General features: G+C 73.8%; 16 protein-coding genes. 15 read left to right on the forward strand and 1 reads right to left on the reverse strand.

Annotation, left to right across the window (positions count from 1 at the left end; all coding sequences use genetic code 11):
* Positions 1-13: 13 nt before the first annotated feature.
* The 7 genes from O2W18_RS17110 (at position 14) to O2W18_RS17140 (ending at position 5261) form a co-directional block, all read left to right on the forward strand.
* On the forward strand, positions 14-313 hold the full coding sequence (locus tag O2W18_RS17110) for a DUF503 domain-containing protein (RefSeq protein ID WP_269184254.1): 300 nt from the start codon (positions 14-16) through the stop codon (positions 311-313).
* 86 nt (positions 314-399) lie between these two features.
* Positions 400-957: a 30S ribosome-binding factor RbfA gene (rbfA, locus tag O2W18_RS17115; RefSeq protein WP_269188636.1), complete on the forward strand. Its 558-nt coding sequence runs from the start codon at positions 400-402 to the stop codon at positions 955-957.
* Positions 954-1196, forward strand: coding sequence for a hypothetical protein (locus O2W18_RS17120; RefSeq protein ID WP_269188637.1), 243 nt, complete (start codon positions 954-956; stop codon positions 1194-1196). The genes rbfA and O2W18_RS17120 overlap by 4 nt, the downstream gene beginning before the upstream one ends.
* A 4-nt stretch (positions 1197-1200) precedes the next feature.
* Positions 1201-2190 carry a DHH family phosphoesterase gene (locus O2W18_RS17125; RefSeq protein ID WP_269188638.1) on the forward strand — a complete coding sequence of 330 codons (990 nt, stop codon included), beginning with the start codon at positions 1201-1203 and terminating at the stop codon, positions 2188-2190.
* A gap of 35 nt (positions 2191-2225) precedes the next feature.
* Positions 2226-3488 (forward strand): MATE family efflux transporter, encoded by a 1263-nt coding sequence (locus O2W18_RS17130; RefSeq protein WP_269188639.1) that lies wholly within the window; start codon positions 2226-2228, stop codon positions 3486-3488.
* Entirely contained in the window at positions 3485-4405 is a 921-nt protein-coding gene (gene truB / locus O2W18_RS17135) for a tRNA pseudouridine(55) synthase TruB (RefSeq protein WP_269188640.1), read from the forward strand. Before O2W18_RS17130 ends, truB begins: the two co-directional genes overlap by 4 nt.
* Positions 4406-4427: 22 nt before the next feature.
* A complete protein-coding gene (locus O2W18_RS17140; protein ID WP_269188641.1) occupies positions 4428-5261 on the forward strand; it encodes an ExsB family transcriptional regulator in 834 nt (277 codons plus the stop codon).
* Here the strand turns inward: O2W18_RS17140 and larB are convergent.
* A complete protein-coding gene (gene larB / locus O2W18_RS17145; protein WP_269188642.1) occupies positions 5252-5929 on the reverse strand; it encodes a nickel pincer cofactor biosynthesis protein LarB in 678 nt (225 codons plus the stop codon). The genes O2W18_RS17140 and larB overlap by 10 nt on opposite strands.
* 60 nt (positions 5930-5989) lie before the next feature.
* On the opposite strand from larB, the gene O2W18_RS17150 reads away from it, so the two are divergent.
* The 8 genes from O2W18_RS17150 (at position 5990) to dapB (ending at position 14294) form a co-directional block, all read left to right on the forward strand.
* Entirely contained in the window at positions 5990-6316 is a 327-nt protein-coding gene (locus O2W18_RS17150) for an antibiotic biosynthesis monooxygenase family protein (RefSeq protein WP_269188643.1), read from the forward strand.
* Between the two features lie 193 nt (positions 6317-6509).
* Positions 6510-7661 (forward strand): branched-chain amino acid aminotransferase, encoded by a 1152-nt coding sequence (locus O2W18_RS17155; protein ID WP_269188644.1) that lies wholly within the window; start codon positions 6510-6512, stop codon positions 7659-7661.
* A gap of 37 nt (positions 7662-7698) precedes the next feature.
* Positions 7699-8670 (forward strand): bifunctional riboflavin kinase/FAD synthetase, encoded by a 972-nt coding sequence (locus O2W18_RS17160; RefSeq protein WP_269188645.1) that lies wholly within the window; start codon positions 7699-7701, stop codon positions 8668-8670.
* A gap of 184 nt (positions 8671-8854) precedes the next feature.
* Positions 8855-9124: a 30S ribosomal protein S15 gene (gene rpsO / locus O2W18_RS17165; RefSeq protein WP_091942961.1), complete on the forward strand. Its 270-nt coding sequence runs from the start codon at positions 8855-8857 to the stop codon at positions 9122-9124.
* A 259-nt stretch (positions 9125-9383) separates the two neighbouring features.
* Positions 9384-11648 (forward strand): polyribonucleotide nucleotidyltransferase, encoded by a 2265-nt coding sequence (locus O2W18_RS17170; RefSeq protein ID WP_269188646.1) that lies wholly within the window; start codon positions 9384-9386, stop codon positions 11646-11648.
* Entirely contained in the window at positions 11645-13036 is a 1392-nt protein-coding gene (locus tag O2W18_RS17175; protein WP_269188647.1) for a M16 family metallopeptidase, read from the forward strand. Before O2W18_RS17170 ends, O2W18_RS17175 begins: the two co-directional genes overlap by 4 nt.
* Before the next feature lie 7 nt (positions 13037-13043).
* Complete coding sequence (locus tag O2W18_RS17180) at positions 13044-13424, forward strand: VanZ family protein (protein ID WP_269188648.1); 381 nt, start codon at positions 13044-13046, stop codon at positions 13422-13424.
* 60 nt (positions 13425-13484) lie between these two features.
* Entirely contained in the window at positions 13485-14294 is an 810-nt protein-coding gene (dapB, locus tag O2W18_RS17185) for a 4-hydroxy-tetrahydrodipicolinate reductase (RefSeq protein ID WP_269188649.1), read from the forward strand.
* Positions 14295-14690 lie beyond the last annotated feature (396 nt).

A 14690-nucleotide genomic window follows, 5' to 3' on the forward strand; every position in this document is an offset into this window, starting at 1 on the left:
AGCAGAGGAGGCGGTGAGCGTGTTCACGGGCACGCTCACCGCCGACCTGTTGCTGGGCGACGTGCACTCCCTCAAGGAGAAGCGCGCCGTGGTCCGGCCGATCGTGGCCGAGCTACGGCGCCGTTTCGCCGTGGCCGCCGCCGAGGTGGGCGACCCCGACCTGCACCGTCGTACGCGGATCGGGGTCGCCACGGTGGCGGGCCAGCCCGCTCAGGTGACCGACGTCCTCGACGCCTGCGAGCGGTTGCTGGCAGACCGGCCGGAGGTGACGCTGCTGTCCACGCACCGGCAGTTGTTCAGCGAGACCGACTGACGGACGAACCCCTCGCCCCGCCGCTGGAACGTTCTCGGCGGGCCCCGGCGAGGGGTCGCTCCATCCCACGAACCAGGAGATCCGAGATGGCCGACCCGGCCCGGGCGCGACGGCTGGCGGTGCGCATCCGCCAGATCGTCTCCGCCACGATCGAGATGCAGATCAAGGACCCCCGCCTCGGGATGGTCACCATCACCGACGCGCGGGTCACCAGTGACCTGCGCGAGGCGACGGTGTTCTACACCGTCTACGGCGACGCGCAGCAGATCGAGGACTCCGCGCGGGCCCTCGCCAGCGCCACCGGTGTGCTCCGCTCCACCGTGGGCAAGCAGACCGGGATCAAGTTCGTGCCCACGCTCACCTTCGTCGCCGACATCGTCCCGGACACCGCCCGGGAGCTGGAGGAGGCGCTGGCCCGTGTCCGGGAGGCCGACGCTGAGCTGGCGCGCGCCCGGGAGGGCGCCGAGTACGCCGGCGAGCCCGACCCGTACCGCAAGCCCGCGGACGACGCCGAGGACGAGGACGCGGACGAGGGTGACGACGTCGCCGTCGCGACCGACGAGCCGGCGGACGCTGCTGCCGGGCGCACCGACGGCTACGCCGACGGCCGCCCGTCCGCCGCTGCCGAGCGGAACGCATCGTGACCGGGGCCGTCGACCCGGACCCGGACGACCTGGCCGGGCAGCAGCCGGCGGCCGGGTTCGGCGGTCGGGAGGAGCCGGCCACCGGTGACCCCACCGCCGGCGGCAAGCAGGGCGACGTCGGGACGACCGACAGCATCGCGGCGGACGAGCCGGACGACGGCACGCACTACGCGGTGGGCGGTGGCAACACCGACCCCGAGCCGCAGCAGCCACCGCACGCCGGCCCGGACGGCACCTGAACCGATGACCACCGTCTCCGCGCCCGCGGACGCGGCCGTGGAGCTGCTCGCCGCTGCGGCGGCCGCCGGACAGACCATCGTGCTGTCCGGGCACGTGCAGCCTGACGCGGACGCCCTGGGCAGCACCCTGGCGCTGGCCGAGGGGCTGCGCCGCTGTGGCGCCCGGGTGGTCACGACCTTCCCCGAGCCGTTCACGTTGCCGGCCTCGCTGGGCTGGCTCCCCGGTGCCGGGCAGCTTGTCCCACCGCGGAGCGTGCCGGCGGACGTCGACGTCTTCGTCAGCCTGGACGCCGCCGCCCCGGGTCGCCTGGGTGACCTGGCGGCCCTGCTGACCACGGCACGGCGGTCGGTCGTCGTCGACCACCACGCCAGCAACCCGGGGTTCGGCGAGATCCGGGTGGTCGAGCCGCACGCCGCCGCCACCGTCGTGCTCGTCGCGGACCTGCTGGACGGGCTGGGCGTCGAGCTCGACGAGTCGCTGGCCACCTGCCTCTACGCGGGGCTGACGGCCGACACCGGCTCCTTCCGCTTCGGCAACACCGCACCGGGGACACACGAACTGGCCGCCCGGCTGCTGCGCACGGGCATCGACCACGCGGCGATCAGCCAGCAGCTGTTCGACACCGCTCCGTTCGGCTGGCTGGGGTTGCTCTCGGCCGTCACCGGCCGGGCGGTGCTGGAACGGGACGTCGGCGCCGGCTTGGTCTGGACCTGGTCGACGGCAGCCGAGGCGGAGGCGCACGGCCTGGCCGCCGACCAGCTCGAGGCCCTGGTCGACGTCGTCCGGGCGACCGCGGAGGCCGACGTGGCCTGCGTCCTCAAGGGTCAGGACGACGGCTCCTGGTCGGTCTCCCTCCGTTCGCGCGGGGCCACCGACCTGGCTCGGGTGGCGATGGCCCTCGGGGGCGGTGGTCACCGCGCAGCCGCCGGCTACACCTCGACCGGTGACCGGGAGGGCACGATCGCCGCGCTCCGGCAGGAGCTGGCCCGCTGAGCAGGTCGATCCCGTCCCTGGCGGCACCGGCCCTGGTGGTGCTCGCCGCTGAGCCGCTGTACCTGCTGGTCGACACCGCGGTGGTCGGCAACCTCGGGACCGTGAGCCTCGGCGGGCTGGCGGTCGGGGGCGGCCTGCTCGCCTACGTGGCCGCGCTGCTGAACTTCCTCGCGTACGGCACCACCGCCCGCGCGGCTCGTCGCGCCGGGGCCGGTGACCGGGCCGGCGCGGTCGCCGAGGGCGTCCAGGCGACCTGGCTGGCTCTCGGACTCGGCGTCGGGCTGGCCGCCGTCTTCCAGGTCGCGGCCGGGCCGCTGACCCGGCTGCTCGCCGGTGGCGCCGGCCCGGTAGCCGACGCCGCCGAGGAGTGGCTGCGGGTCGCCAGCCTGGGCCTCCCGCTGCTGCTGATCGCGCTGGCGGGCAACGGCTGGCTGCGTGGCGTGCAGGAGCTGCGCCGGCCGATGGGCTACGTGCTGGCCGGCAGCCTGGTCAGCCTGGTGCTGTGCCCCCTGCTGGTGCACACGGTCGGGATGGGCCTGGTCGGTTCGGCGGTGGCGAACGTGTTCGGCCAGGCCGTCTCCGCGGCGCTCTTCGTGCGTGCGCTGACCCGGGAGCTGGCCGGCTCGGCCATCTCGCTGCGGCCCCGGCCGACCGCGCTGCGGGCCCAGCTCGTGCTCGGGCGGGACCTGCTGCTGCGCGCAGCGGTGCTCCAGCTGGCCTTCGCCGCAGCCGCTGCGGTCGTGGCCCGGTCGAGCACCGCGGAGCTCGGTGCGCACCAGATCGCCTTGCAGCTGTGGCTGTTCCTGGCCCTGGTGCTCGACGCCTACGCCATCGCCGCGCAGACCCTCGTCGGCACGGCACTGGGCGCTGCCCGCCCGGCCGAGGCCCGGGCCACCGCCGGTCGGGTGGTCGGCTGGGGGCTGGGCACCGGCGTCCTGGTCGCCGTCCTGCTGCTCGCCCTGCGACCGGTGCTGCCGCCGTTGTTCACCGACGACCCGGCCGTGCTCGCCGAGGCGGGCGTCGTGTGGTGGTTCCTGGCGCTGATGCAGCCGCTGGCCGGGGTCGTCTTCGCCCTGGACGGGGTGCTCATGGGGGCCGGCGACGTCGCCTACCTGCGCACGGTCACCGTCGGCGCAGCCCTGCTCGGGTTCGTCCCGCTGTCGTTGCTCTCCGGCTGGCTGGACTGGGGGTTGCCGGGGGTCTGGACCGGCCTGACCCTGTTCATCGTGCTCCGGCTGGTCGCGGTCGGCTGGCGGATGCGCGGCACCGCCTGGCTGGGTGAGAGCGTGGCAGCGTGAGTCCCAGGAAGCCTGATGCCGACGTCCCGCCGTCCCTGCTGCTGGTCGACAAGGCCGGTGGCATGACCTCTCACGACGTCGTTGCGCGCGCCCGGCGGGTGCTGTCGGTGCGCAAGGTGGGGCACGCCGGCACGCTGGACCCGATGGCCACCGGGCTGCTGGTGCTCGGCGTCGGCTCGGCCACCCGGCTGCTCGGCCACCTCGCCGGCTCCGACAAGACCTACGAGGCCACCGTCCGGCTGGGCCAGACGACGGTCACCGACGACCGCGAGGGCGAGGTGACCGCCACCGCGTCGGCCGCCGCGGTCACCGAGGACGCCGTCCGCGCCGCCCTGGCCGCCCAGGTCGGCCCGCTGCAGCAGGTGCCGTCGTCGGTCAGCGCGGTGAAGGTCGACGGCCGGCGCTCCTACGACCGGGTGCGGGCCGGCGAGGAGTTCGAGCTGGCGGCCCGGTCGGTCACCGTGCACCGGGTCGACGTCCACGCGGTGCGCCGTCCGACCCCCGACCTGGTCGACGTCGACGTGACCGTCTCCTGCAGCACCGGGACCTACATCCGGGCGATCGCCCGGGACGTGGGCGCGACCCTCGGGGTGGGCGGCCATCTCACCGCGCTGCGCCGCACGGCCTCCGGACCGTTCGCCACGGCCGCGGCCCGCCCGGTCGAGGAGGCCGCCGGGGCGTTGGCCGGCCCGGGCGGCGGCCCGGGAGTCCTGGGCCTGACCGACGCCGCCCGGGCGGTCTTCCCGGCCCGCGAGCTCACCGCGGAGGAGGCCGTCGCCCTGGGGTACGGGCAGCGGGTCCCGGCCACCGGTGCCCCGGGTCTGCACGCGGCGATCGCCCCCGATGGGCGGCTGGTCGCGCTGGTGGAGGACGCCGGGTCGGTCGCCCGGGTCACGGTCGGCTTCCCGCCCGGCTGACCCGGATGACACCCTGGCCACGATGAGTGGACTGGAGCACCGGCTGGCCCTGCTGGACGCCGAGCTGTCCGCGGTGCCCGGGGTGCTGGTCGCCTTCTCCGGTGGCGTGGACTCCGGGGTGGTGCTGGCCGCGGCGGTGCGGGCCCTGGGCGTCGACCGGGTGGTCGCGGCGACGGCGGTCTCGGCGAGCCTGCCGGCCGCGGAGCGGGTGGCGGCGCACGAGTTCGCGGTGGGCCTGGGGGTGCGGCACGAGCAGCCGCGCACCGATGAGCTGTCGCGGCCGGGGTACGTGGCCAACGCCGGGAACCGGTGCGCGTTCTGCAAGTCCGAGCTGGTCGACGTGCTGACGCCGCTGGCCGCGGAGCTGGGGATCGCGGACGTGGTGACCGGCACGAACGCCGATGACCTGCGGGCGGGGTTCCGCCCGGGGATCGCCGCGGCGGCGGCGCGGGGGGCGTGGGCGCCGCTGGCCCGGGCCGGGATGACGAAGGACGACGTCCGGGCGGCGGCCCGGCGGTGGGGTCTGCCGTTGGCGGACAAGCCGGCGGCGGCGTGCCTGGCCAGTCGGATCGCCTACGGGGTGCCGGTGTCGGCGGCCGGGCTGGCCCGGGTGGAGGCCGCCGAGGCGGCGCTGCGGGCGGCGCTGACCGGGGCCGGGCACCCGGTGCGCGACCTGCGGGTGCGGGACATGGGGGACGACGTGGCCCGGGTCGAGGTCGATGCAGCCCTGGTGCCGCTGGTCGGGCGGGAGCTGCTGGCCGTGGTCACCGGCTTCGACCGGGTGGAGCTGGACCCGCGGGGCTTCCGGTCGGGGGCGATGAACGAGCTGCTGCCCGACCCGGTGCGCTACCGGTGAGCTGACCGGACGATCCGCGCGGCCGCGACCCCGGCGCCGAAGCCGTTGTCGATGTTCACCACCAGCACCCCGGGGGCGCAGGCGGTGAGCATCGTGAGCAGCGCGGCCAGGCCCTCGAAGGCGGCGCCGTAGCCCACCGAGGTGGGGACGGCGACCACCAGCCGGTCGGTGAGCCCTGCGACCACGCTGGGCAGCGCGCCGTCCATCCCGGCGACCACGACGACCGCATCGGCTGCGGCCAGGTCCGGGGTGACGGCCAGCACCCGGTGCACGCCGGCCACCCCGACGTCGTCCACCCGACGGCAGCCCACCCCGCTGGCGGCCAGGGTGGCGGCGACCTCGGCGGCGACCGCGCCGTCCGACGTGCCGGCGGTCAGCACGAGCACCTGGCCGACCGAGGCCGGGGGAGTGCCCACCCAGGCGACCCGGGCGACCGGGTCGACGTGGGCCTCCGGCCAGCGGTCACGCACCGCCGCAGCCGTGGGCTCGTCGACCCGGGTGGCCCAGGCCAGCGGGACGCCGGCGTCGAGCAGGCCGGCCAGGCAGGCGACCGTCTCGGCCGGGGTCTTGCCGCCGGCGAAGACCACCTCCGGGGTGCCCGTCCGGGCCGCCCGATCGGGGTCGAGCCGGGCGAGGCCGATGTCGGCGGTACGCGGCTGCTCGGTCACGGCGACCAGTCTCGCGTACCCGCCGTGTCGAGCAGGTCGTCGCTGGGCAGGATGCCGTGCATGAGCGTCGTCAAGATCAACGTCGTGACCATGCCCGAGGACAAGCGAGCCCGCTTCGAGGAGCGGTTCAAGGGCCGGGCCGGTGCGGTGGAGACCACCCCAGGCTTCGAGTGGTTCGAGCTGCTCCGCCCGGTCGCGGGCACCGAGGCATACCTCGTCTACACGCGGTGGACGAGCGAGGAGGCCTACGAGGCCTGGCAGAGCAGCCAGGACTTCGACCGCGCGCACGACGGCGGGGGCGACACCCTGGCCCCGGCCGCCGAGCGCTCGCAGCAGCACGTGTGGAGCTACGAGGTCGTCGAGTCCGCGGCACCGAAGAGCAGTTGAGCCGCCGGCCCGTGCCGTCGTCGCCGCCGCGGTGACGACGGCCGGGCTCGCCGGTCCGTCCGGCCGCACCAGTTCCCGGGCGGCGTTCGTCCCGCTGCACGTGCTGCGGGCCCGTACAGCCGGGCTAGGGTGACCGTGCGGGCCGGGCAACCGCCGGGCCTCGCTCCAGCACGAGCACCAGCAGGTGGGAGCCATGACCGACACGCTCGCCGACAGCCGTACCTCCCCCCGGGACTTCGCCGCGGGTGTGCCGCTGGTCGTGGAGGACGTGCCCCGCCGTTCGGTCGCCGAGCGCAGTCGTCAGCTGGAGGACCCGGGCTTCGGCCGGTACTTCACCGACTCGATGGTGGTGGCCCGGTACCGCGTCGGCCAGGGCTGGGTCGATGCCCGGCTGACCGCCTACGCCCCGCTGCAGCTGGACCCGAGCGCCGCCGCCCTGCACTACGCCCAGTCGATCTTCGAGGGCCTCAAGGCCTACGCCCAGCCCGACGGCAGCGTCGCCACCTTCCGGCCGGAGTCCAACGCCGCCCGGTTCGCCCGCAGCGCCGCCCGGCTGGCGATGCCCGAGGTGCCCGCGGAGTCCTTCCTCGCCGCTGTCGACGCCCTGGTCGACGCCGACCGCGACTGGGTGCCGACCGGCCCCGACCAGACCCTCTACATCCGGCCGTACATGCTGGCCGTGGAGCCCTTCCTCGGCGTCCGCCCGGCGCACGAGTACCTGTTCATCGTCATCGCCAGCCCGGCCGGCGCCTACTTCCCACGCGGCGTGCACCCGGTCTCGGTCTACCTCTCCGAGGACTACATCCGGGCCGCCCCCGGCGGCACCGGCGACGTCAAGTGCGCCGGCAACTACGCCGCCAGCCTGCTGGCCCAGGAACAGGCGATCGCCGCGGGCTGCGACCAGGTGGTCTGGCTGGACGCGGTGGAGAAGCGCTACGTCGAGGAGATGGGCGGGATGAACCTGTTCTTCGTCCTCGGCTCCGGCGCCGACGCCGAGCTCGTCACCCCCGAGCTCACCGGCACGCTGCTGCCCGGCATCACGCGCGAGTCGCTGATCACCGTCGCCCGGGAGCTCGGGCATCCGGTCACCGAGCGGAAGTTCAGCGTGGACGAGTGGCGGGCCGGCGTGGCCGACGGCTCGATCACCGAGACGTTCGCCTGCGGCACCGCCGCCGTCATCACCCCCGTCGGTGAGGTGAAGGCGCGCACCGGCGACTTCACCGTGGGCACCGGGGAGCCCGGCCCGCTCACCATGCAGCTGCGCGCGCACCTGCTCGACGTGCAGCACGGCCGGGTGCCCGACTCGCACGGCTGGCTGCACCGCGTCGCGCCCGCGGCCTCCTGAGCGCGTCGACCACTCGACACCGGCGGAGAGGAACGGCGTGCTGCGCTGGCGTGGGCTGGACTCGACCCCGCAGGACCTGGGGCGCACGGTGGTCACCGTCGGGATGTACGACGGCGTGCACCGTGGCCACCAGCACCTGATCGGTGCCGCGGTCGCCCGCGCGCAGGCGCTCGGGCGCCCTGCGCTGCTGCTCACCTTCGACCCGCACCCCTCCGAGGTGGTGCGGCCCGGCTCCCACCCGGCGATCCTGACCTCCGCCGACCGAAAGGCGGAACTGGTGGCCGAGCTGGGCGTGGACGCGATGTGCGTGCTGCCCTTCACCGCCGAGTTCAGCCGGCTGTCCCCGGGGGAGTTCACCCACACCGTGCTGGTCGAGCACCTGCACGCCGCCCAGGTGGTGGTGGGCCGGAACTTCACCTACGGGCACAAGGCGGCCGGCACGGTCGAGACGCTGGCCGCCGAGGGCCGGCGGTTCGGGTTCAGCGTCGAGGGCATCGACCTGACCAGCGTGGGCTCGGCTCCCGCCCTGGCCGGCGACGGCGAGGTGACCATCTCCTCCACCTACATCCGGGCCTGCGTAGCTGCCGGGGACATGCGGTCGGCCGCCCTGGCGCTGGGCCGCCCGCACCGGGTGGACGGCATCGTCGTCCGGGGCGACCGTCGGGGACGAGAGCTCGGCTACCCGACCGCCAACGTGGAGAGCCCCGCGCACACCGCGATCCCCGCCGACGGGGTGTACGCCGGGCGCCTGGTGCTGCGTGACCACCGCGGGGGCAGCCGCAGCACCCACCCGGCCGCGATCTCGGTGGGCAGCAACCCCACCTTCGCCGGCGCCCGGCGCACCGTCGAGGCCCACCTGCTCGATTTCGAGGGCGACCTCTACGGCGAGCACGTGGGCGTGGAGTTCGTCGAGCGGCTGCGCCCGATGCTCAGCTTTCCCGGCGTCCCGGAACTGCTGGTGGCCATGGGCGAGGACGTCGCCCGGACCCGCGCCGTCCTGGAGGTCTGAGACCGCGGCCCACCGGGTCGCGAGCCGACTGCGCGCCCGCAGGCCGGTCTCCCGCTCCCACTCGGCGAGGTCTGGTCCTGGTGCGGCCGTGTAACCTCGATCCCGACGTCGGGTGACCGACGTGTGTGCATGCTGCCCCCGTGACACAGACCGGGGGCCACACGTGACCTGCCCTGGAGGCACCATGGCGCTCGAGAGCGCGACGAAGAAGCAGATCATGACCGAGTACGCGACGGTCGAGAACGACACCGGTTCCCCCGAGGTGCAGGTCGCGATGCTGACCCGACGGATCAGCGACCTGACCGAGCACCTCAAGCTGCACAAGCACGACCACCACAGCCGGCGGGGCCTGCTCCTGCTGGTCGGTCGTCGTCGGCGGCTGCTGAACTACCTGGCCAAGACCGACATCAACCGGTACCGCTCGCTCATCGAGCGGCTCGGCCTGCGCCGCTAGCACCACCGAGGGGACCGCTCCGGCAACGCCGGGACGGTCCCCTCACTCGTGCGGCACCCGCCGCACGGGAACACCGGCCCCACGCCGGCCGCCCCGCGAGGGCCGGTCCTCGGTAGTGGCCCCCGGGACGCAGCGAGCCTGAGCGCAGGGAACGCGAGCGAGACCCCGAGGGCTTCGATCGAAGACCGGTCGCCCCGGACGCCGCCGGCGCGACGCCGCGAAGAGGACGTCGCCGTATGCGACGTAGGAAGAGGACACGATGTCCGCACCCACCACAGATCCCACCGACTTCGACGCCGAGGACGGCGTGTTCACCGCCACCGCGGTGATCGACAACGGGGCCCTCGGTTCCCGCACCGTCACCTTCGAGACCGGCCGCCTCGCCAAGCAGGCCGCCGGCTCCGTCGTCGCCACCATGGGCGACACCACGCTGCTGTCGGCCACCACGGCCGGCCGTCAGCCCAAGGAGCAGTTCGACTTCTTCCCGCTGACGGTGGACGTCGAGGAGCGGATGTACTCGATCGGGAAGATCCCCGGCTCGTTCTTCCGCCGCGAGGGCCGCCCCTCCGAGGACGCCATCCTCACCTGCCGGCTGATCGACCGCCCGCTGCGGCCGACCTTCGCCAAGGGCCTGCGCAACGAGGTCCAGGTCGTCATCACCGTCCTGTCCCTGGACCCCGACCACCTGTACGACGTGCTCGCCATCAACGGCGCGTCGGCGTCCACGCAGCTCTCCGGCCTGCCGTTCTCCGGCCCGATCGGCGCGACCCGGGTGGCGCTGATCAACGGCCAGTGGGTGGGCTTCCCGACCCACGCCGAGCTCGAGGACGCCGTCTTCGACATGGTCGTGGCCGGCCGGCTCCTGCCCGACGGCGACGTCGCGATCATGATGGTCGAGGCCGAGGCCACCGAGAAGACCATCGAGCTGGTCGCCGGTGGCGCCACCGCCCCGACCGAGGAGGTCGTGGCCCAGGGCCTCGAGGCCGCGAAGCCGTTCATCAAGGCGCTGTGCCAGGCGCAGTCCGCGCTGGCGGGCAAGGCCGCCAAGCCGGAGGCGCACTTCCCCCGCTTCCTGGACTACCAGGACGACGTGTACGCCGCCGTCGAGGCCCAGGCCGCCGAGAAGCTCGCCGTGGCCCAGGCCATCGCCGGCAAGCAGGAGCGCGAGGAGGCCACCGACGCGCTCAAGGACGAGGTCAAGGCCGCGCTGGCCGGCCAGTTCGAGGGCCGGGAGAAGGAGATCTCCGGGGCCTTCCGCGCCGTGACCAAGAAGGTCGTCCGGCAGCGCATCCTGCGCGACAAGATCCGCATCGACGGCCGTGGGCTCACCGACATCCGGCCGCTGTCGGCCGAGGTCGAGGTGCTCCCGCGGGTGCACGGCTCGGCGCTGTTCGAGCGTGGCGAGACCCAGATCATGGGCGTCACCACGCTGAACATGCTCCGCATGGAGCAGCAGCTGGACACGCTGAACCCGGTCACCCGCAAGCGCTACATGCACAACTACAACTTCCCGCCGTACTCCACCGGTGAGACCGGCCGGGTGGGCTCGCCCAAGCGCCGCGAGATCGGCCACGGCGCGCTGGCCGAGCGGGCACTGCTGCCGGTGCTGCCGGACCGCGAGGAGTTCCCCTACGCGATCCGTCAGGTCTCCGAGGCCCTCGGCTCCAACGGCTCCACCTCGATGGGCTCGGTCTGCGCCTCGACGCTGTCCATGCTCAACGCCGGTGTGCCGCTGAAGGCCGCCGTCGCCGGCATCGCCATGGGCCTGGTCTCCGACGAGGTCGACGGCAAGACCGAGTACGTCGCGCTGACCGACATCCTCGGCGCCGAAGATGCCTTCGGTGACATGGACTTCAAGGTCGCCGGCACCAAGGACTTCGTGACGGCCCTCCAGCTGGACACGAAGCTCGACGGCATCCCCTCCGACGTCCTCGCCGGTGCGCTGACCCAGGCCCGCGCGGCCCGGCTGCACATCCTCGACGTCATGCTCGAGGCGATCGACGGCCCCGACGAGATGAGCGCCTACGCCCCGCGGGTGACCACGGTGCGCATCCCGGTCGACAAGATCGGCGCGGTCATCGGCCCGAAGGGGCAGATGATCAACGCGATCCAGGACGAGACCGGCGCCGACATCACCATCGAGGACGACGGCACGATCTACGTCGGCGCCTCCGACGGCCCCTCGGCCCAGGCCGCGGTCGACCGGATCAACGCCATCGCGAACCCGACGCTGCCCAAGGTCGGCGAGCGGTTCCTCGGCACCGTGGTGAAGGCGACGGCCTTCGGCGCCTTCGTCTCGCTGCTGCCCGGCCGCGACGGCCTGGTCCACATCAGCAAGCTGGGCAACGGCAAGCGGATCGCCAAGGTCGAGGACGTCGCGAACGTCGGCGACAAGCTGCAGGTCGAGATCACCGACATCGACGCCCGCGGCAAGATCAGCCTGGTGCCGGTCGTCGAGGGTGAGGCCGGCGACGCCGGTGACGCAGCCTCGGCCGACGAGACCGCCGCCCCCACGGAGGCGTGAACACGAGTACCGACCTGACCGGGGCCGGGGCGGGCGCTGCGGCGTCCGTCCCGGCCCCGGTCGGTGTCACCACCCCCGGGGTGACGCAGCTGCTGGACGTCGACGAATTCGGTGGTCGGGTGGAGCGGACCGAGCTCCCCGGCGGTCTGCGGGTGATCACCGAGACGATGCCCGGGGTGCTGTCGGCGACGCTCGGCATCTGGGTCGGCGTCGGGTCCCGGGACGAGAGCCCGGAGCTGGGCGGCTCCTCGCACTTCCTCGAGCACCTGCTGTTCAAGGGCACCCAGAGCCGCACGGCGCTGGAGATCGCCACCGCGATGGACGCCGTCGGCGGTGAGATGAACGCCTTCACCGCCAAGGAGCACACCTGCTACTACGCGAACGTGCTCGCCAGCGACCTCCCGCTGGCGGTGACGCTCCTCGGGGACCTCGTGACCGAGGCCCTCAACACCGCGCCGGACCTGGAGTCCGAGCGCACCGTGGTGCTCGAGGAGATCGCGATGCGCGACGACGAGCCGGCCGATGCGGTGCACGACCTGTACGCCGAGACCCTGTTCGGCGACACACCGTTGGGCCGCTCGGTGCTCGGCACCGTGGCCTCGATCGAAGCGCTGACCCGGGACGACGTCGACGGCTGGTACCGCGACCGTTACGCCGTCCCCTCGATCGTCGTGTCGGCGGCCGGACGGGTCGACCACCAGCAGGTGCTCGACCTGGTCACCGCTGCCTTCGGCGACCGGCTGACCGGGGGAGCGCGGCCGGACCCGCTGCGGCTGGGGTCCGACGTCGTTCTCGCCGCGGCCGCGCGGCCCACCGGGCTGATCCACCGGCGCACCGAGCAGACGCACCTGCTGCTGGGCAGCATCGGGATGGGCCGGCTGGACGATCGCCGTTACGCCGGAGCCGTGCTGGACGCGGCGGTGGGCGGCGGCATGAGCTCGCGGTTGTTCCAGGAGATCCGGGAGAAGCGGGGTCTGGTGTACAGCGTGGGCTCCTCGCTCACCCACTACGCCGGGACCGGGAGCTTCTCCGTGTACGCCGGGTGCTCGCCGAAGCGGGTGCCCGAGGTGCTCCGGCTGATCCGGGCCGGGCTCGCGGAGGTCGCGGCCACCGGCCTGACCGCCGAGGAGGTCGCCCGGGCGCGCGGCCAGCTCAAGGGCGGTCTCGTACTGGGGCTGGAGGACACCGGCTCGCGGATGAGCCGGCTGGGCAAGAGCGAGCTCTCCTACGGTGAGTACCTGCCGGTGCGGACGGTGCTCGACCGGATCGAGGCCGTGCAGGAAGGCCAGGTGCGCGCGGTAGCCGCCGACCTGTTCACCCGGCCGACCTGCCTGGCCGTCGTCGGCCCGTACCGCGAACGCGACCTCGACCGGCTGCTCGCCGCCTGAGCCGCCGATGACCTCCCGCCCGACCACGGTGTCCGCCGTCCACGGCGCGCTCGCACGCGGCGTGTTCGCGGTCGTCGTGCTGGTCTCCCTGGCCGTGCTGTTCACGCCGGCCTCGGGTGTCCCGTCCGCTCCGGCGGGCGTGGACAAGGTGGTGCACGTGCTGCTGTTCGCGGTGCTGGCCGTCAGTGGCCGATGGGCGGGTGTGGGGCGGGGGGTGCTCGCCGTCGTCCTGGTCGTCTACGCATCGGTCAGCGAACTCCTCCAGTCCCTGCCCGTGCTCAACCGGTCGACCTCGGTCGCGGACCTGCTCGCCGACGTCGCCGGGGTCGCCGTCGGGCTCCTGATCTGGGACGCCGTGGCCCGGAGCCGGGCGACCCGGCCCAGCTGACCGTGCCGGTGGGTGGGGTGCCGCCTTGCGTGCGGGGCCCGCGTTGGTGAGCATCGCGGGATGAGCACCCCACCGGCCCCCGACGTCCAGCCCCCGTCCGCCACCTCCGGAGAGACCCCGCTGGTCTCGGTGGGGGTGCTCGGCGCCCGGGGCCGGATGGGCGCCGAGGTCTGCCGGGCGGTCGACGCCGCCGAGGACCTCGAACTCGTCGCCATGGTCGACGAGCGGGACTGGCTGTTCAACGTCGCCGACGCCGGTGCCCAGGTGGTCGTCGACTTCACCCGTCCCGACTCCGTCATGGACAACATCCGCTTCTGCATCGACCAGAACATCCACTGCGTCGTCGGGACGACAGGGTTCGACGAGCAGCGGCTGGCCACGATCGCCGAGTGGCTGGAGCCCAAGCCCGACCTCGGGGTGCTCATCGCACCCAACTTCGGGATCGGGGCGGTCCTCCTCATGCGCTTCGCCCAGGAGGCGGCCCGCTTCTTCCCGTCCGTGGAGATCGTGGAGCTGCACCACCCGAACAAGGTCGACGCCCCGTCGGGCACCGCAGCCCGGACGGCCCGGTTGGTGGCGGCCGCTCGACGAGCCGCGGGCGTCCCGGCTGCCCCGGATGCGACCCGGGCGTCCGACTCCCTGCCGGGGGCTCGCGGTGCCGACGTCGAGGGCGTGCCCGTGCACGCGGTCCGGCTCGCCGGCCTCGTCGCCCACCAGGAGGTGTTGATGGGCGCAGCGGGGGAGACGCTGACCCTGCGGCACGACTCCTACGACCGGGCGTCGTTCATGCCCGGTGTGCTCCTCGCAGTCCGGGAGATCGGTCGCCGCCCCGGCCTGACCGTCGGGATCGAGTCGCTGCTCGGCCTCTGAGGACCTCTGGTGCCGTCTCCGGCTCGGTCCGGGGACTCCGGAAGGTGACCTGCCTCGCAATCTGCGATCGCGTGGTCGGCCCTGACCTGCAGGTTCTCCCTCGGGGCGGGCTCTGGGAGCCGTTCGGGGCGCTCGAGAGCCCCCCGGCGGTTTGACGGAGCCCGGGACGGCACGTAAGTTCTTCTTTGCGCCGAGCGAGACCGGGTCGAAAGAGCCGGGAGCCGCGAGGTCAGACCCCCGGGTGTGACAGCGAGCCGTGCACGGCGTACAGTCGGACAAGCCGCCTCGAACGAAGGCCAAGAAATTGGTCGGGTTTCTAGCGCGTCCGCTCCTTGAGAACTCAACAGCGTGCCGAAAGTCAGTGCCAAGTAACAAATCCCCCTTCGGCGTCTTCGG

Source organism: Modestobacter sp. VKM Ac-2983, assembly GCF_026967885.1.
Lineage (GTDB): Bacteria > Actinomycetota > Actinomycetes > Mycobacteriales > Geodermatophilaceae > Modestobacter.